This is a genomic window from Extibacter sp. GGCC_0201, assembly GCF_017566055.1.
In the GTDB taxonomy this organism is placed as follows: Bacteria; Bacillota; Clostridia; order Lachnospirales; family Lachnospiraceae; genus Extibacter.
Map to the genome: position 1 here is coordinate 85,329 of NZ_JABFCH010000013.1, position 18,345 is coordinate 103,673.

The 18,345-nt window shown below is 52.6% G+C and carries 17 protein-coding genes; 16 read left to right on the top strand and 1 reads right to left on the bottom strand.

What is annotated here, in order from left to right; all coding sequences use genetic code 11:
- Nucleotides 1–7 precede the first annotated feature (7 nt).
- From HJV72_RS10440 to HJV72_RS10505, 14 genes are all read left to right on the top strand, one after another.
- Complete coding sequence (locus HJV72_RS10440) at nucleotides 8–772, top strand: SDR family oxidoreductase (RefSeq protein ID WP_208070797.1); 765 nt, start codon at nucleotides 8–10, stop codon at nucleotides 770–772.
- Nucleotides 773–821: 49 nt separating this feature from the next.
- Nucleotides 822–2,615, top strand: a complete 1,794-nt coding sequence (locus tag HJV72_RS10445) for an L-fucose isomerase (protein ID WP_208070798.1) — start codon at nucleotides 822–824, stop codon at nucleotides 2,613–2,615.
- Between the two features lie 18 nt (nucleotides 2,616–2,633).
- Nucleotides 2,634–3,743 carry an ABC transporter ATP-binding protein gene (locus HJV72_RS10450; RefSeq protein ID WP_208070799.1) on the top strand — a complete coding sequence of 370 codons (1,110 nt, stop codon included), beginning with the start codon at nucleotides 2,634–2,636 and terminating at the stop codon, nucleotides 3,741–3,743.
- An 18-nt stretch (nucleotides 3,744–3,761) separates the two neighbouring features.
- On the top strand, nucleotides 3,762–4,793 hold the full coding sequence (locus tag HJV72_RS10455; RefSeq protein WP_330618947.1) for an NAD(P)-dependent alcohol dehydrogenase: 1,032 nt from the start codon (nucleotides 3,762–3,764) through the stop codon (nucleotides 4,791–4,793).
- A 15-nt stretch (nucleotides 4,794–4,808) separates the two neighbouring features.
- A complete protein-coding gene (locus tag HJV72_RS10460) occupies nucleotides 4,809–5,780 on the top strand; it encodes a carbohydrate kinase family protein (protein WP_208070801.1) in 972 nt (323 codons plus the stop codon).
- A 14-nt stretch (nucleotides 5,781–5,794) separates the two neighbouring features.
- Nucleotides 5,795–7,255 (top strand): rhamnulokinase, encoded by a 1,461-nt coding sequence (locus HJV72_RS10465; protein WP_208070803.1) that lies wholly within the window; start codon nucleotides 5,795–5,797, stop codon nucleotides 7,253–7,255.
- A 23-nt stretch (nucleotides 7,256–7,278) separates the two neighbouring features.
- Nucleotides 7,279–8,145 carry a ketose-bisphosphate aldolase gene (locus HJV72_RS10470; protein ID WP_208070805.1) on the top strand — a complete coding sequence of 289 codons (867 nt, stop codon included), beginning with the start codon at nucleotides 7,279–7,281 and terminating at the stop codon, nucleotides 8,143–8,145.
- Nucleotides 8,146–8,158: 13 nt separating this feature from the next.
- Nucleotides 8,159–9,706: a rhamnulokinase gene (locus tag HJV72_RS10475; protein WP_208070806.1), complete on the top strand. Its 1,548-nt coding sequence runs from the start codon at nucleotides 8,159–8,161 to the stop codon at nucleotides 9,704–9,706.
- Nucleotides 9,703–10,749, top strand: coding sequence for a zinc-dependent alcohol dehydrogenase (locus HJV72_RS10480; protein WP_208070807.1), 1,047 nt, complete (start codon nucleotides 9,703–9,705; stop codon nucleotides 10,747–10,749). Before HJV72_RS10475 ends, HJV72_RS10480 begins: the two co-directional genes overlap by 4 nt.
- Nucleotides 10,750–10,763: 14 nt before the next feature.
- Nucleotides 10,764–11,438, top strand: a complete 675-nt coding sequence (locus tag HJV72_RS10485; protein ID WP_208070808.1) for a class II aldolase/adducin family protein — start codon at nucleotides 10,764–10,766, stop codon at nucleotides 11,436–11,438.
- Nucleotides 11,439–11,453: 15 nt separating this feature from the next.
- Nucleotides 11,454–12,866 (top strand): L-fucose/L-arabinose isomerase family protein, encoded by a 1,413-nt coding sequence (locus HJV72_RS10490; RefSeq protein ID WP_208070809.1) that lies wholly within the window; start codon nucleotides 11,454–11,456, stop codon nucleotides 12,864–12,866.
- Between the two features lie 53 nt (nucleotides 12,867–12,919).
- Nucleotides 12,920–13,915 (top strand): dihydroxyacetone kinase subunit DhaK, encoded by a 996-nt coding sequence (locus HJV72_RS10495; protein WP_208070811.1) that lies wholly within the window; start codon nucleotides 12,920–12,922, stop codon nucleotides 13,913–13,915.
- Nucleotides 13,916–13,924: 9 nt separating this feature from the next.
- Entirely contained in the window at nucleotides 13,925–14,563 is a 639-nt protein-coding gene (gene dhaL / locus HJV72_RS10500) for a dihydroxyacetone kinase subunit DhaL (protein ID WP_208070813.1), read from the top strand.
- 92 nt (nucleotides 14,564–14,655) lie between these two features.
- Nucleotides 14,656–16,095 carry a sensor domain-containing diguanylate cyclase gene (locus HJV72_RS10505; protein WP_208070815.1) on the top strand — a complete coding sequence of 480 codons (1,440 nt, stop codon included), beginning with the start codon at nucleotides 14,656–14,658 and terminating at the stop codon, nucleotides 16,093–16,095.
- 14 nt (nucleotides 16,096–16,109) lie between these two features.
- Here the strand turns inward: HJV72_RS10505 and HJV72_RS10510 are convergent, their stop codons facing one another.
- A complete protein-coding gene (locus tag HJV72_RS10510) occupies nucleotides 16,110–16,907 on the bottom strand; it encodes an HAD family hydrolase (protein ID WP_208070816.1) in 798 nt (265 codons plus the stop codon).
- 93 nt (nucleotides 16,908–17,000) lie between these two features.
- On the opposite strand from HJV72_RS10510, the gene rpiB reads away from it, so the two are divergent.
- Both rpiB and HJV72_RS10520 read left to right on the top strand, forming a co-directional pair.
- Entirely contained in the window at nucleotides 17,001–17,441 is a 441-nt protein-coding gene (gene rpiB / locus HJV72_RS10515; RefSeq protein ID WP_208070818.1) for a ribose 5-phosphate isomerase B, read from the top strand.
- A 1-nt stretch (nucleotide 17,442) separates the two neighbouring features.
- Nucleotides 17,443–18,315 carry a PHP domain-containing protein gene (locus HJV72_RS10520; RefSeq protein ID WP_208070820.1) on the top strand — a complete coding sequence of 291 codons (873 nt, stop codon included), beginning with the start codon at nucleotides 17,443–17,445 and terminating at the stop codon, nucleotides 18,313–18,315.
- The last annotated feature ends 30 nt before the right edge of the window (nucleotides 18,316–18,345 follow it).

An 18,345-nucleotide genomic window follows, 5' to 3' on the forward strand; every position in this document is an offset into this window, starting at 1 on the left:
GGAAAGGATGAATATACTTGATAAGTTCTCTTTGAAGGGCAAGAAGGTACTCGTGACGGGAGGGGCCCAGGGAATCGGGCTGAATTATGCCATGGCGGCGGCCGGAGCAGGAGCGGATGTGGCGCTTGCAGACAGGAACAAAACCAAGGCCAAAGAAGAGGCCGCGAAACTCAGCCGTGCATACGGAATCGAAGCGGTTGGCATCGAAGTGGACGTTACCAGCCCGGAGCAGGTGGAGGAGATGTGTTCTTTCATGGCGGAAAAGATGGGCCGGATAGACGTGGCATTCTGCAATGCCGGGATATCCATCAATACCCCGGCGGAAGAGATGACCTTCGACCAGTGGAGGAAAGTGATAGACATCAACCTGACAGGAGTGTTCCTCACTGCGACGGCGGCAGGCAGATACATGATACGCCAGGGAGGAGGATCCATCATCAATACCGCCTCCATGTCAGGCCATATTGTGAATATTCCTCAGCCACAGGCAGCCTATAATGCGTCAAAGGCCGGGGTCATCATGCTCACGAAATCGCTGGCGGTAGAGTGGGCAGGGAAAAATGTGCGGGTCAACAGCATAAGCCCCGGATATATTATGACCGACCTGATCAAAGGCCATGAACTGATTCCTGTATGGACCGGCCTCTCTCCGCTGGAGAGGATGGGACGCCCGGAAGAACTCCAGGGAGTGGCGCTTTATCTTGCAAGCGATGCCGGCACATTTACGACGGGTGCTGATTTTGTCGTGGACGGCGCCTATACCTGCGTATGACAGGGGCGGCAGCTCTATACGGAACGTTCAAAGCGAAAGGAGTGGTAGGATGGCAGGAAACCGTTATATCGGAGCGTATCCTGTGGTCGGCATACGACCGGTGATTGACGCAAGGAAAGGCATGCTGGATGTAAGAGGGTCTCTCGAAGAGCAGACAATGGGGATGGCCTGTGCAGCGGCTGAAATTATAGAGGAGGAACTAACGTATCCTGACGGGCAGCCGGTGCGCGTGGTGATTGCCGCACAGAGCATAGGGAGGGCCGCAGAAGCTGCGGCCTGTGCAGAGCAGTTCCACAAAGCAGGAGTCGCGGTGACACTGACCGTTACCCCGTGCTGGTGTTACGGATCTGAGACGATGGATATGGAGCGGGGAACGATCAAGGCCGTATGGGGGTTCAATGCGACAGAGCGCCCGGGTGCGGTATATCTGGCATCGGTGCTCGCGGCTCATGCCCAGAAAGGGCTTCCCGCATTTGGAATCTATGGACGCGATGTACAGGACAAAGACGACATGAGAATGCCTCAGGACGTGCGGTGCAAGATGCTCCGGTTCGTCAAGGCGGCGGTCGCGGCGGCTTTCATGAAAGGGAAATCATACCTTCAGATAGGTTCTGTATGTATGGGTATTGCAGGCTCATCCATTGATACGGACTTTTTTGAAGAGTACCTGGGAATGCGGGTGGAGTCTGTAGATGAGGTGGAAGTGCTCCGAAGGATGGAGGAAGGCATATATGATCGGGAGGAATATGAGCGGGCCCTCGCCTGGAGAAAAGAAAACTGCCGTGAAGGATTGGACAAGAATCCGGAACAGGTCAGAAAGTCTTCGCAGCAAAAGAAAAATGACTGGGAATTTGCAGTAAAGTCAGCGTGTATCATCAAGGACCTGCTGAATGGAAATGAAAGGCTGAAGGAAAGGTTCCCGGAAGAAGCAATCGGACACAATGCGATAGCAGGAGGGTTCCAGGGACAGCGGCAGTGGACCGACCACTATCCGAATACAGATTTTACGGAAGCAGTGCTCGCCTCTTCCTTTGACTGGAATGGCGCCCGCGAGCCTTATATATTTGCCACAGAGAACGATACGCTCAATGCAGTCTCCATGCTGTTCGGAAAGCTTCTGACAGGACGTGCCCAGATGTTCTCGGATGTCCGCACATACTGGTCCAAAGAGGCGGTATGGCGGGCTGCGGGCTATGAGCTATCCGGTATGGCCAAGGTGGCGGGAGGGTTCATCCACCTGATCAATTCAGGCGCTTCTTGCCTTGATATGTGCGGTGAAGTGCGAGATGCAGGGGGAAGAGCGGTCGTAAAGCCATTTTATGATATGACGGATGCTGATATAAAAGACTGCCTTGAGGCTGTGAAGTGGTGTCCGGCCGACCAGGGCTACTTCAGAGGAGGGGGATACTCCTCCAGGTTTGTGACGAAGGCAGAGATGCCGGTGACGATGACGAGGATTAATCTCATCAAAGGGCTTGGCCCTGTGATACAGATTGCAGAGGGATATACGCTTGACCTTCCGGATGAGGTAACGGATACGCTCTGGAAGCGGACAGACTATACATGGCCGTGCACGTGGTTTGTACCCCGGGTGACGGGGAAGGGCGCCTTCCAGTCAGCTTACAGTGTGATGAACAGCTGGGGAGCCAACCATGGGGCTGTGAGCTATGGACATATAGGCGCGGATCTGATAACACTTGCCTCTATATTGAGGATTCCTGTCTGCATGCATAACGTGGAGGAAGAGCATATATTCCGCCCGGCCTGCTGGAATGCGTTCGGAATGGATAAGGAGGGGCAGGATTACCGTGCTTGTGGGACATACGGGCCGTTTTATAAATAATAGAAGGAGGATATCAAAATGGCAAATATCAGCATGGAGCATATCTGCAAGACGTATCCAAATGGGGTGAGTGCCGTGGAAGATTTCAGCCTGGAGGTCCAGGACAGAGAATTTATCATCTTTGTAGGCCCTTCCGGGTGCGGAAAATCGACGACGCTCAGAATGATTGCAGGTCTTGAGGATATCACTTCCGGGACATTAAAGATAGACGGCGTGGCAGTCAATGAAGTGCCTGCGAAAAACAGGGATATTGCTATGGTGTTCCAGAGCTATGCGCTGTATCCGCATATGAGCGTCTATGATAACATTGCCTTTGGTCTCAGAAGAAGGAAGCTGACAAGGGAAGAGACGGACCAAAAAGTGCGGGAAGCCGCAAGAATCCTGGACTTGGAGAGCCAGCTTAAGAAAAAGCCAAGCCAGCTCTCGGGAGGGCAGAAGCAGAGGGTTGCCATGGGTGCGGCAATCGTCCGAAATCCGAAGGTATTTCTTATGGATGAGCCGCTGTCCAATCTGGACGCGAAGCTCAGAGTGCAGATGCGCCTGGAAATCTCGCAGCTGCATGAAAGGCTCCAGGCTACGATGATATATGTGACCCATGACCAGACGGAGGCGATGACACTGGGGACGAGAATCGTCGTTATGAAGGACGGTGTAATCCAACAGGTGGATACTCCCCAGAATCTGTACAACCGGCCTGCGAACCTGTTTGTGGCGGGATTCATAGGTACGCCGCAGATGAACTTTCTAGATGCTGACGTGGTGGAAGAGAACGGGCGTCTCGCCCTCAGAGTCGGAAGTGGTCTTCTGGAACTGCCGGAGTCGAGACAGGGTCCATTGAAAGAGAAAGGATATGCAGGCAGAGAGATAACGCTCGGCATACGTCCCGAGGATATCAGAGATTCTGAAATCATCATCAACACGCTGGAGCGGTCATGTATCACGGCGAGGATACAAGTATATGAGCTGCTTGGAGCAGAGGCGCTGCTGTATTTTGAATATGCAGGCTATAAAGTGACTGCCAGCGTACATGCAAGGACAAAGGCACGGGAAGGCGATACGGTCCGGCTCGCGTTCGATATGGAGAAATCATACCTGTTTGACAAGGATACAGGACAATCTATCTTGTGACGGAAGGAAAGGGGCCAAATGATGAAAGTGGTATATTTGACAGAGCCGGGGAAGATGGCAATAGAAGAAGAGGATATCCCGAAGCTCAGAAAGGGATGTGTGCTTGTTAAAATTGAATATAATGGAATCTGCGGTTCGGACGTGCACTTTTATAAGGATGGAAGAGTGGGGGACTGTGTCTTGCGGGAACCTTTTGTCCTGGGACATGAAGTGGCGGGGACGGTGACGGAAGCGGCGGACGATGTAACCGGACTGAAGCCGGGAGACCGGGTAGCGCTGGAACCGGGATACGGGTGTGGGAGGTGCGAGTTCTGCAAGACAGGGCGCTATAATCTCTGCCCGGACGTTCAGTTTTTTGCCGCACCGCCTGTGAGAGGCGCGCTGCAGGAATACGTCGTACATCCGGCAGATATGTGTTTCCGGCTTCCGGACCACGTATCCACGATGGAAGGGGCTCTCGTAGAGCCGCTTGCGGTGGGGCTTCACGCTACATCACTTGGAGAGGTTACGTTAGGCCAGTCTGTTGTTATACTCGGGGCAGGCTGTATCGGGCTTGTGACGATGCTTGCCGCAAGAGCCCGTGGAGCGGCCGATATCGTCGTCGTTGACCTGCATGAGAAACGGCTCGAATATGCCCGGACGATGGGAGCGACGCACACAATCAGGGCAGACGGCACAGATGTGGCGGCAAGGATAGAAGAAATCTTGGGCGGAGGACCGGATGTCGTGTTTGAGACAGCCGGGTCGCCGGTGACGATAGCCCAGACCGCGTATATCGCAAAGCGGGGCGGAACGGTGGTTCTCGTCGGAATGGCATCCCAGAGTGAAGTGAACTACAACTTTTTTCAGCTTATGGAGAAGGAAGCAGTCGTAAAATGCGTATTCAGGTACCGCAACCTGTATCCCAGAGCCATTGCAGCTATTGCAAGCGGCAGCATCAATGTCAGACAGATCGTAACGCACGAGTTTGAACTGGAGGAAGCAGGCAGGGCGTTCGAGACGGTAGTGCGGGATGCACAGGATGTGGTGAAGGGTATGATTAAAATGTAAAGCAGGTGACATCAGATGAGTACGATAGGATATAAAGAATATGACATTCTCTGTGTAGGCTCCTGTGTGCAGGATATTCTGATAGAAGGTATGGAACCGGAATCTTTTACGGAACCGGTCACGGTGCTTAATAGCGTCCTGTTTACGACAGGCGGTGACGCGGCAAATGAAGCAATAGTGCTCGGAAGGCTTGGGGACCGGGCGGGGCTTGTTGCAAGAATTGACGATGGCCCTGTAGGTGAAGCGCTGTACAGGAATCTCACGGAGGAAAAGATAGATTTGTCATATCTGTGCAGGGATGGAACAAGCCGTTCTACAACGGCTTTTGTCATACTGGAAAAAGACGGCGGGCACAAGTTCTTCCTGCACAAAGGATATGAAGAAGGCATCTCCCTGAAGGAGATAGATCTGGATATGCTTCAGAAGACGAAGGCGGTCTGTATCGGAAGCCTCTATACGTCTTACAGGCTTGACCGGGGCGATGCGGCTGTACTGATGCAGGAGGCAAGAAAAGCAGGCGTGCTGACATTTGCAGATATGGATCATGATGTGGAACAGCTAGGCCCCCGTGCCATGGACAGCGTATACCCATATGTCGACTATCTGCTGCCCAGCATAGACGAGGCCAGATATATAACCGGGAAGAAGAACGAAAGAGATGCGGCGGCGGAGCTGCTCTCAAGAGGGGTGGGCACTGCAGTCATCAAGCTCGGTGAGAAAGGATGCTACGTAAGGAGCCGGGAGGAAGAATTCTATGTTGACCCGTTTGAGGTGGCGGCCAAGGATACGACAGGCTGCGGCGATAACTTTACGGCGGGTTTCATCCATTCGGTAATTGGGGGAAGGAGCCTGTACGAGTGTGCAAGATTCGCCTGTGCCGCGGGTGCGGTCAATTCACTGGACATAGGGGCCCACATGGCAGTCAGAAGCAGCCGTCAGATAGAGAGATTTATGAACAATACGAAGCAGAGAAAGATAACACGGTAACAGGAGGTAAGGCGATGTGCAGGGTATTGGCGGCGGACATAGGCGCAGGCAGCTACAGGGTGATGGAAGGCTTATATACGGACGGGGGCCTTGCCATGAAAGAGCTGGCCCGGTTCAGGCATGCGCCTGTCAGCAGGGGCGGACATTATTACTGGGATATTGAGGAGATGAAGGATAATCTGGTTCAGGTGGTGAGAGACGCGGCTAAGCGGGGAGAGAGGATCCACTCCATTGGTTTTGATACATTTGGCTCGGATTTCGGCTTGCTGGACAGTAGCGGCGCACTTCTTGACAGTCCGCTTGCTTACCGGGATAAGGTCAGTGACGGCATATACGAAGCATACTTTAACGATGAGAAAGCGATCTATGCAAGAACCGGCGTAACCTACGCCACTACAGGCACAGCCCATATACTGAAGGGAATGGCAGAGCAGAAGTTTGCTTCCCTGAAACGTGCCGTGCGCCTCCTCTTCCTGCCGGATCTGCTTGCCTATCTCTTTACCGGGGACATGGTGAATGAATATACGATAGCGACCACGTCCCGGCTGCTGGATATCAAGCGTGGACAGTGGAATATGGCATTGATTGAACGTCTCGGACTGCCGGCGCATATATTCCATCCATTGTCTGCTCCCGGCACCGCCATTGGAGTGCTGAGAAAGGAAATCTCAGGGGGAATCCCCAATCTGCGTGGTACGGTGGTGACTGCATCTGCATGCCATGATACGGCTTCGGCGGTATCTGTTGTCCCGTACACCCGGGGCAGTTCGTTCATCAGCAGCGGATCGTGGTCTGTCAAAGGAATCGTGTGTGGCAGCCCATATACGACAGATACAGCCTGCGGGTACAAGATGAGCAATGAGGGGCAGCCAGGCGGAAAGTTCCGTCTTATCCGCAATATAACAGGGCTCTGGATATTAGAAGAGTGCGTGAGGGCATGGAGAGCAGAAGGAAAGAATCTGCGTATACCGGAGCTTGCTGCAAGGGCGGAAGAAGGGGGAGATTTCCCGTCTATGATATACACCGATGCCCCGGACTTCAAAAAGCCCGGCGATATGCCGGAGAAGATTCGGAGGTACTGCTTAAGGAGCCGGCAGAAAGTGCCGGAGACACCGGAGGCAGTCATGCGTACCGTCGTCAACGGACTTGCGCTGGAGTATAGGCGGCACAATGAGCAGCTGGAAGACGTGACGGGCTGTCCGGTGACTTATATGTATATCGTGGGCGGGGGAAGACATAACCGGCTATTGAACCAATGTGCCGCAGATGCCACGCAGTGTCCGGTCGTCTGCGGGCACCCGGAGGCAGCGGCCGCCGGGAATATACTTATCCAGCTGCATGCGTTGGGGGCGGTTCCGTCTATGGACGCATTCCCCCGCATAGCGGCAAAGGATGTTCCGGAAGTGACATACATACCGGGCCAGAAAGAGAAATGGGAAGAGAGATATGGAAGATATCTCAACTTAGCCAGATAAAAGAAAGACAGGAGGAAAAAGAGATGCTGATGAATATGAAAGAGCTTTTGGAGGTGGCAGACCGGCACCACTTTGCAGTACCTGCTTTCAATGCGGGCTGCAGCCAGATAGTAAAAGCGGCAATCGAGACGGCGGAAGAGAAGCATGCTCCGGTAATCATCGAAGTACATCCGGATGAACTAGAGTTCCTGGGCGATGCCTTTATCACATACTGCGTCAAGGCCGCCAATGACACGAGGATGCCCGTGGTCATTCATCTGGATCACGGTTCCATGTACAGCCAGATTGAACGGGCAGTTCGTGACGGCTATACATCCGTCATGATAGATGTCTCCCGCAGGTCCTTTGAGGAGAATGTTTTGATAACGGGACGTGTCGTTGAGTTTGCGCATCCGCTCGGCGTGTCCGTCGAGGCGGAGCTTGGTACGATCGGAATCATGGGAAACAGTGCGGAGGAAGGGACGAAGGAGATTACATATACGGTTCCCGCCGAGGCGGAAAAGTTCGTAAGGCTTACAGGGGTGGACGCACTGGCAGTCGGTATCGGTACTGCCCACGGACTGTATCCGAAAGGGTATGTGCCAAAGCTCCGGCTGGATATATTGGAAGAGATTAAGGCCGCGGTGCATATTCCGCTTGTCCTCCACGGGGGTTCCGGCAATCCGGATGAAGAGGTGGCAGCGGCAGTAAAGCTCGGCATCAATAAGGTCAATATCTCTTCGGACATCAAAGACCCATTCTACCGGCAGGTCAGAAAGACGCTTCAGGATGAGACGCTCAGGGAGCCAAATGAGATATATAAGGAGGCCATGGCAGTGATGAAGAAGATAATGGGGCAGAAGATGGACCTGCTCGGCTGTACGGATATGGCAGGCCATTACCGTCCATAGAGAGGAAAAGAGTATGCGTAGTCTTGTTGTGGACATTGGTTCCAGTAATGTGAAGGTATATCTGGCAGAGATGCAGGCAGATAAAGTGCTGTATATGAAAGAGGCAGACCGCTTTGCGACAGAGCGCTCGTTTTATCTTGGACATCTGTCCACAGACATATTCGCCATCTATGGCAGAATATGCCGGGTGGTCATGTCGCTTGCAAAACAGGGTATTTCTATTGATTCTATCGGGATAGATTCCTGGTGCTCAGACTTTGGAATCCTGGATCTGGACAGCGGTTCCATATCGATGCCGGTCTTTTACCGGGACAGCCGGACTGATGGGGCGCTGGAGAAAGTGGAGGCCGTAATGGGTTATGAGGAGATATACCGGCGGACGGGACAGAGGAAGCTTAAGGATTCCACGCTGTGCCAGCTTCTGGCCTATATGGAAGAGTACCCGCAAGGTCTCTGGGGCAGAAAAAAGCTGCTCTTTCTGGGAGATATGCTCATGTACCTGTTTACCGGCGTGGTCTGTTCCGAGCTGTCCGTTGCTTCGTACTCGCAGCTGTACAACATGCAGAAGGGGGAATGGGACTTCCATATGCTGGCGCGTTATGGCATACCGGAAGAGATTATGCCGCCTGTGGTGCCGCCCGGGACAAGGGTGGGCACTATAAGAGAAGACCTGGCCCGATATCTTGGCATAGGCAGAGTATCCGCAGTCATGCCTGCAGTGCACGACACCGCCTCCGCAGGAATGGCGGTTCCCGCGGAGGCGGGGAAGGCATGGGCCTTCCTTGCCACCGGCTCGTGGTTCCTTATGAGTATGGAACTGGATGCGCCGGCAGATGCAGGGAAGTCTTATGAATATCAGCTTTCGAATACTGGAATGGCGTTCGGGAAGGTACTGCTGAAGAAGAATATAACGGCTATGTGGCTCGTGCAGGAATGCAGAAAGCGATGGAAAGAGAGGGGCCTCAACTTTGAGTACGGGGAGCTGAAGGAGATGGCGTGCAGGGCAGAACCGTTCCGGGGAATGATTGATACGGAATATGAAGGGTTCCGCAACCCGGAGGATATGGTACAGGAGATCTGCTCGTATCTGAAAGACACGGGACAGGAAGCGCCAGGTGAAGAAGACGCAGGGCAGATCGTGAGAATCATATACGAAAGCATCGCCCTCCGGTCGGCAGAGGCTTTGGATATGCTGGAGGATGCAGCAGACCGGAAGATAGAAGTGCTGTATGTCATTGGAGGTGCGAGCAGAATTGAACTGCTGAACCAGTTTCTGGCGGATGCCACGGGACTTGCGGTAAAGACCGGGCCGTCAGAAGCATCAGCCGTGGGGAATGCGCTGCTCCAGGCATATGGAACAGGGATGGTCGCTTCTCAGCAGGAGATAAGGTCCGTGTCTCAGGCAATGTGCCGGACAGAGGAATATCAGCCCCGGGATGCCGGACAGTGGAAGAAACGCCGCGGAGAATACGAGAGATTTAAAGCAGATACAGACAACCGTGCGATATACGGGGATGGAAAAGACCAGTGTAAGAGCTTAACAAGGAGGAGAACGTTATGATGGGAAAATATATGCGGGGAGTGGCGGCTGTCGGGGGCGGCGGCGTAGAACTGGTGCGTGATGTTCCGGTCCCGGAGATAGGGCCGTATGAAGCGCTCGTAAGGATGAAGTCGTGCGGGTTTTGTAACGGGACCGACTTCCACATCATACGGGGGGAGATGTCTGTGGATGTGGACGGCTTTCCCACGCTGCTTGGACATGAAGGAATCGGGGATATCGTAGAACTTGGAAGCAAAGTAAGAAACTATAAGATCGGCGACCGTTTTATGAATCCAATCATTAAGATGATGCCGGGTACACGGTACGGCTGTACATGGGGCGCAATGTGCGACTATGGTATCGTCCAGGATCAGAAGGCGATGGTTGATGACGGGGAAGATCTCTCGCTGCTGAACCCAAGGCAGCTGGAATGCGTACAGATTCCGGCAGATTTCGATGTCATCGACGGAGGATGCCTCATCACGCTGAATGAGTGCTTCAGCGCGGCCAGGAACTTTGATGTGGAGGACAAGGACGTCCTTGTGTACGGGGCAGGCCCTATGGGTCTTGCCACGATGAAATATATGAGACATCTCGGAGCCAGGAAGATCGTGGCCATAGACGGGGTGGAGGAAAGGCTTGCCCTGGCCAGGTCTCTGTCCGGTGCAGATGAGACGATCAATTATACGAAAGTGGACAAGAAAGAGGTGCTGAAGGGAAGAATCTTTGACCGTGTCATTGATATCGTCGGCCAGACCTCGATTCTGCTGGAAGGCTCCCATCTGCTGAAACCCTATGGAATCATCGGTTCCATGGGCGTGCTTCGGAATACGGACGCGATGGTGGATGTGACAAAGCTGAAGAATAACACGCGCCTGCAGATGCTGAACTTTCCATATGGACAGTATGACATAACGGCAGAAAATATCAGGCTGATAAAAAAAGGCGTCATTCATCCGAAAGATTTCTACAGCCATGTACTGAACGTGGAAGATATCCAGGAGGCCGTGAGGCTTGTGGCGGAGAAAGAGGCAGTCAAGGTAATCCTGGACCTGGAAAATTAATGGGAGGGGTACGGATGAAAGAAAGAGAATTGAAAGAACTTATATGTGATATCGGAAAACGGATCTACACGAACGGCTTTGTGGCTGCCAACGACGGCAATATCACCGTAAAGCTGAATGAAAAGGAGTATCTGACTACCCCTACCGGCATCAGTAAAGGCTATCTGCGGCCGGAGATGATTGTGAAGGTAGACAGGAAAGGAGAGATGCTGGAGGGAGAATATACACCTTCTTCAGAAGTGAAAGTGCATCTGAAGATATACGAGCAGAGAGAGGACGTCGGGGCTGTCGTACACGCACACCCTCCTTATGCCACCACCTTTGCAGTCGCACACATTCCCCTTGATTTCTATCTCCTGCCAGAGGCAGTGTATGCGCTTGGAGCCGTACCTGTCATACCATATGCGCAGCCGTCCACGCAGGAGCTGGCGGACGGCCTCATCCCGTATCTTCAGGATTATGACGCATTCTTGCTGGAGAATCACGGTACGGTCACGGTAGGGACGGATCTCATCAAGGCCTTCTATAAGACAGAGACGCTGGAATACAACGCGAAGATAACATATATGGCAAGACTTCTCGGCAGATCAAATGAGCTTTCGCGGGAAGAGATAGACAAGCTTCTCGCTGCGTTCCACAAGAACAATCCCGGTGCCAGGCATCCGGGCTATGTAAAATTCAATGATTAGACAGGAGGTGGCAAGATGAAAAAGAGACCGGTAATAGGAATCGTAGGTCTGTCGGACGGTGAACCTGAAGTGCACGCACAGCTCAAGGGCATTGTGCAGGAGCAGGTTGATGCCATTGCCAGAGCGCTTAGAGAATCCGGCGAGATAGAAGTTATAGAAGCAGAAGAACTTGTGTGCAGTGTCAGGACCGCAAAAGAACAGGCCGAATACTTGAGAAAGATGGATGTGGACGGTACGGTATTGGCTTATGGCGTATTTGCGTTCCCGAACTTTTCCGCAATCGTTGCGCGTAATGGCAAGGGGCCGTTCCTGCTGGCTGCAAATCTGAATCCGGACTGGCCGGGCATGGTAGCGATGCTTGCCGCGGGAGGAGCGCTGAACCACCTTGGGATCCGGCATTTCAGGGCGAGCGGGGATATCGCGCAGCCGGAGGTCCTTGAGAGGTATATGCGGTTTGCCAGATGCGCCCGGACCGTCACCCGTCTGAACGGCCAGAAGTATGGCCTCATAGGCGGGCGCAGCCTGGGAATGTACAGCGCCACAGTGAGCATGCAGGACTGGCAGAAGAAGTTCGGCGTAGATGTGGATCATATGGATCAGAGCGAGCTTGTGAGGCTTGCCGGGGAAGTGCCGGAAGAAAAAGTCGACAAGGCATTATCCTGGCTGGAAGAATATGTGGGAGAGGTACGGTATAATGGCGGCAGCTTTACAAGGGATAAGTTAAGAACCCAAATCCGGCATTACGAGGCGCTGAAGAAGATTATCAAAGACAATGGATATGATTTTGTTGGGGTCAAGTGCCATTACGAGATGAGCCGCCACTATTGTACCGAGTGTATCAGTGCGGCGTTCTGCAATGACCCTTATGACTGGGACGGTGCAAAGGAGCCGGTCGTCTGCGCCTGTGAAGCGGATTCCGATGCCGCGCTTACCATGCAGATTCTGAGGCTGCTCACGGATGAGCCGGTCATTTTTATGGATGTGAGGCATTATGACGATGAGCACGGCGTGATGGTATTCTGTAACTGTGGCTCCCAGTCTACCTATTATGCGACGGGACACGACGATTACAAAGAGAACCTTCGCAGGACGAAGCTGTATCCGGCACTGGATATCTATGCAGGAGGAGGATGCCATGTGAATCTGATGACTGCACCCGGCCGGGCAACCATTGCACGGCTCAACCGTAAGGAAGGGAGGTACCGGCTCACAATCATACCAGCTGAATTTGTCACGCTCCCGGACGAGAAGATGAAGGAGACCACAGAAGAATGGCCTCATGTATATGCACGGCTGCCCTTCGATCATCAGATATTTCTGGATGAGTTTGATGCCAACCACTGCCATGCCGTATATGGCGATAAGACGGGGGAACTCAAGATGGTCTGCAAGATGCTGGACATAGAGGCTGAGGTTCTCGGAGAATGAAGAAGAGGGATTGGGCAGCCAATCAGATTATGTGAGACAGGAGGCGCTTCGATATGCAGAGAATACTGAATAATCCAGATGATATCGTGGATGAGATGCTGGAAGGTTTTTTGAACGTGCATGCAAATCTCGTAGAAAGGACCGGAAATTCCCGTGTAGTGCGGGCCAGGGACATCCCCCCGGGAAAGACAGGTGTCGTTACCGGAGGCGGTTCCGGGCACAAACCGGCTTTTGTCGGATATGTAGGGAAGAACATGTGTGACGCGGCCGCGGTTGGAGAGATATGTTCTTCGCCGACGGCTGCGGCCTTCCTGGACGCATTCCGGGCGGCAGACCAGGGAAAAGGCGTGGCCTGCCTGTACGGCAATTATTCCGGTGATAATATGAACGTGCGTATGGCGGTCAAGATGGCGGAGAAGGAAGGAATCCATGTAGAGACGGTGGCAGCCAATGATGATGTGGCCTCGGCTCCGAAGGAAATGAGGGAAAAGCGCCGGGGCGTGGCAGGTGAGGTGTTCATGTGGAAGGCAGCGGGAGCAAAAGCGGCCCAGGGTGCCAAGCTTAACGAAGTGATTGCCGCGGCCAGGAAAGCCATAGACAATACGCGCAGCGTGGGCATCGGGCTGACGCCGTGTACGCTGCCCGCGGTCGGACACCCTAACTTTGAAATCAGAGAAGGGACGATGGAAGTGGGAATCGGCCATCACGGCGAGCCGGGGATAGAAGTCTGCAAGCTTGAGAGTGCCGCCGGCATGGCAAGGCGTATGGTGGATATCGTGCTTGGAGACAATCCATTTGGGAAGAATGAGGAGGCCGCGGTACTCATATCCGGTCTGGGCGCCACGCCGCGGATGGAACTATACGTGCTTTACAATGAGATGGAACAGATTTTCAGGAAGAAAGGTATCCGTATATACAAGGCATATGTAGGAGATTACTTTACTTCGCTGGATATGATGGGCGTTACGTTGACTGTCATGAAGCTGGATGGCGAGCTGAAAGACCTGCTTGACTTTCCGGTACAGTGCGTTGGCATGACACAGCTATAGGAGGCAGAGATGGAGGGATTTAATAATGTGCAGGGAAAGCCCGTGCTGCTTGCCATCGTAAAGGCGGTACAGGACAATAAGGCTTATCTCGGTGAGATAGACGGGTTGATTGGTGACGGTGACCACGGGATGAACATGAACAAAGGGTTTACGCTCTTTGCAGACAGATATGGCAGCGGGGACATCAGCTTTACAGACGGGCTGGAACAGCTGGGAATGGTTCTTCTTGGAGAGATTGGTGGCTCCATGGGCCCTATTTACGGCACCGTCTTTACGGAAATGGCCCGGGCAGGCGCCTCCTTTGATGTAGTTGGACTGGATGAGCTGAGTCTTATGCTGGAAGCAGGGCTAACGGGGCTGCAGGATATCATAGAGGCCAAAGTTGGTGACAAGACGCTCATAGACACCTTGTCACCGGCCGTATATACGCTGAAAGCAGAAGCCGGCACGGAAGGATGCTTTGCGCAGGCTCTGGACAGGATGAAGGCCGCGGCAAAGGCAGGGCGGGATTCCACAAAGGATATGGCTGCAAAGTATGGCCGTTCCAGCAGGCTCGGGGAACGTTCCAGAGGCGTGCCGGACGCGGGGGCAGTATCCTGCTGTATTATCCTGTGCGCTATGGCTGACGGTATAAAAGAGATTCTGTAGAATGTCTGCCAAAAGAAAAGGAAAACATAGTTCCATAATCTTCCGGTTCATAGTACAATAGAGGCAACGAATAAAAAGGTTGGGTACGTACGATGAGAAGATCTGGAAGAGAGAAAGAGGGTAATCTGTCTTATCTGAAATATATAGTCGCTATTGTAATATTACTGGCGGCTATGATTGCGGCTGTCGTCTGCTATTATATGGACATGAATGAGAAGCTTTTGTCAGAAGCCCGCAGGAACTTAAAGACAGAGAACGAGTATAAGGAACAGTATTTCTGGCAGTTCGTAAACAGCAGGCTGAACTGGTACAGGACGGTTGCCGCTTTCTGTGATGAGCCGGACGGGTCAGGTGATGAAAACTGGCATATGATTCTTAAGGAGTACAGTTCGGATGATATGCGCTTTGGAATCGCGGATACGCAAGGGACGATATATTTTGGAGATAACGAGACGGCGGACATCAGCGACCGGGGCTACTACAATAAAGTGATGCAGGGAGAGGAAGTCATCTCCGATGTGCTGGTCGGAAGCTGGGACGGACAGGAGACAGTCGTCATGGCCGTGCCTATCTGGACAGACGGAAAGGTGAGCGGGGCAGTCTGTGCGGAATACACGACCTTGAATCTTGGACAGGCACTGAATACGTCGGCTACGGAAAAAGCTGGAGCAACGCTTGTATTCGACAAGACAGGAAAAGTAGTTGCCTCCTATAAAGGGATGGAAAACTTCACGACGATATATGATATGCTGGAGACGATGCAGTACAAGGACGGAAACGGTGTCGAGAAGCTTAAGAAGGATGCGGCTGCCGGCGAATCCGGCTATATGACTTATTACAATAATAACAAAGTACGGCTGTTCTACTATCAGCCGTCAGAGTACAATGACTGGACCATCTGTTCGCTCGTCGTAACGGACGCCGAGGAAAAGGTGCTGAAAGGGCTTAGGACTACTTCGCTCTGGATGCTGGCAGGAGTAATCATCGCCGTGGTCCTGATACTGCTTACAAGTGTAAGCGGTATACGTCATCTGCAGAAGAATGTGAAAAAGATGCAGAGGGATTATCTGACAGGCTGCTTCAACCGGGTGACAGGAAAGCGTATTGTCGAGAGAGGGATGCACATGGAGCAGAACAAGTCGTTCGGTGCCTGCCTCTTTATAGATGTGGATAATTTCAAAGGGGTCAACGATACATACGGACATGATGAAGGAGACCGCATACTCATCAATGTAGGGCGGATACTCATGCAGAATACGCGCGACCGGGATATCGTCATCCGGTTCGGCGGAGATGAATTCGTCATATGGATGTACAAGGTAGACAGCGTTAAAGCAGCCGAAGATGCAGCCAAGCGGATTCTGAAAGCAGCTTATGATGAGGCTGGAACGGGCCTGAGCATTGGCATAGCAATGGTAGAGCCGGGAGAGAAAAACTATGACGCAGTCATGAAACGGGCCGATGAAGCGCTCTATGAGGCGAAGGCAGAAGGAAAAGGCCGGTATGCGGTTTACAGTGATGCGGCGGAATGATATACCGGAAGCCCTTAACCGCGTATCTCCTTGCCGACAGACGCCGCCAGGTCTTCCAGCACCTCCTCCACGGAATCCGTGACATAGGTAGAGTAGTAGGCGATACCGGGCGCAGCGTTAGACATGGCGTAGCTTGCGCCTGCAAGCTGCAGCATTTCAACATCGTTATACTGGTCTCCGAACGCGATACAGTCTTTTGCCTGTATATCCAGATGTGCCAGCAGATTGGACAAGGCAGCTCCTTTGTTGGCGCCCGGGGCGATAAAGTCGACCCAGAGATTGCCTGAAGTCACTACATTGATTCTGCCGCGGAAACGTTCTTTGAAAAAGGGGGCCATATCCCGCGTACCGGAAAAGCTGCACACTGCTATCTTCAGAAACGGTTCATGGATATCTTTCAGGCTATCTACCTGACGTATATCAAATTTTACAACTTCTGTCATGTGCCGGATAAACTCCGGATTGCCGGAATCCATATAACCGCCGGATTCGCAGGACAGGAAGCAGTCACATTTACCGTATTCCTTTACGGAATCCAGTATTTCAAGGCCGAGTTCCCTCTCGATGATTCCACGTGAGAGAACCTGGCCTTTGTGTATGCATAAAGAACCGTTTTCGGCGATATAGGATATCTCATCTTTAATTGGTTCAAAAAGGCGGCGCAGATTGCTGTACTGCCTGCCGCTGGCTGCCGCGAAACGGATCCCTTTCTGCTTTAATTCCATGATAAGCTCCATCATTCTCGGGCTGACAGTCTGGGCGTCATCCTGCAGAATGGTACCATCGAGGTCGCTGGCAATCAATTGTATCATAGTTTGTCTCCTTTTCTGGGTATTGCTAATTAAATACCTACCCATTATAATATAAAAAGAAAATGAATGGAAGAGAGGAGCACGTGAACAATAATGAAAATTGGAATTGGTAATGACCACGCAGCGGTTGATATGAAGAAAGAAGTTGTAGAGTTTCTGGAAGAGAAGGGGTATGAGGTAGTTAATTTTGGAACAGATACGAAAGAAAGCTGCCACTATCCGGAGTATGGACGTAAGGTCGCCGAGGCCGTCGCTGCCAAGGAAGTGGACCTTGGAATCCTTATCTGCGGGACGGGCGTCGGAATCTCCCTGGCCGCCAACAAGGTAAAGGGAATACGGGCGGTCGTATGCTCGGAACCATATTCGGCGAAGCTTTCCAGACAGCATAACAATACGAATGTACTTGCATTCGGTGCACGTGTCGTTGGCAGCGAGCTTGCGAAGATGATTATAGAAGAATGGCTGGATGCGGAATTTATGGGAGGCAGGCACCAGGACCGTATCGATATGATAATGGCAATTGAAAATGAATAGCATGAGGATAGAGACCGATGAGGGAAGGATTGCCGGTGATCTGCATGTGCATACGGTATGCTCCGACGGCTCCGCATCTGTAGAATATATACTGGGTTATGCAGAGCACATCGGCCTTGCGTACATTTCGGTTACTGACCACGATACGCTTGCAGGTTCAGACAAGGCGCTTAAGCTGGTCAGGCCGGGAGGCGTCAAGGTCATACCTGGAGTGGAGATATCTGCGCGGGACGAAAGAACCGGCCGGAATGTCCACATACTCTGCTACTATCCGAAAGATGGAGCCGGCCTGCAGAGCTTTCTGGATGAGACGCTTGCAAGACGGCGGCGGCAAAAGCTTGAAATGGCAGGAAAAATCAGCAGGCTGTATCCTGGATTTTCCGTGGAAGACGTGGAGGAGCTGTCTGGTGAGAGCGGGGCAGTCTATGAATGCCATCTCATGCAGGTGCTTTGCAACCTCGGCTATACAAACACCGCTATCGGGACGCTGATGGAGGAGCTTATCTCCTCCCGCGGCAGCTGCTACGTGCGAAGCAGCTATCCATCTGTGGATAAGGTGGCGGAGGTCATCAAAGATGTGGGCGGTATCGCGGTGATCGCACATCCAGAACAGTTCGATTCATTTGATTTGGCAGAAGATTTTGCCCGCAGAGGCCTCATACAAGGGGTAGAAGTATGGCATCCGAGAAATTCCGCAGCAGCCAGAGCGCGGCTCAGGGAGATGGCGGGGAAGTATCGGCTGCTTGAAACCGGCGGAAGCGATTTCCATGGACAGTACGCCAAAAGGCCCAATCCCCTCGGTGCGTGCGGCTGTACCCTAGAGCAGATAGAGCGGCTGCTTTACTGGCACGACTTTGTCAAGTTAAGTGTGTAAATTTTATATTTTATTTTGGCAGCTGAATCT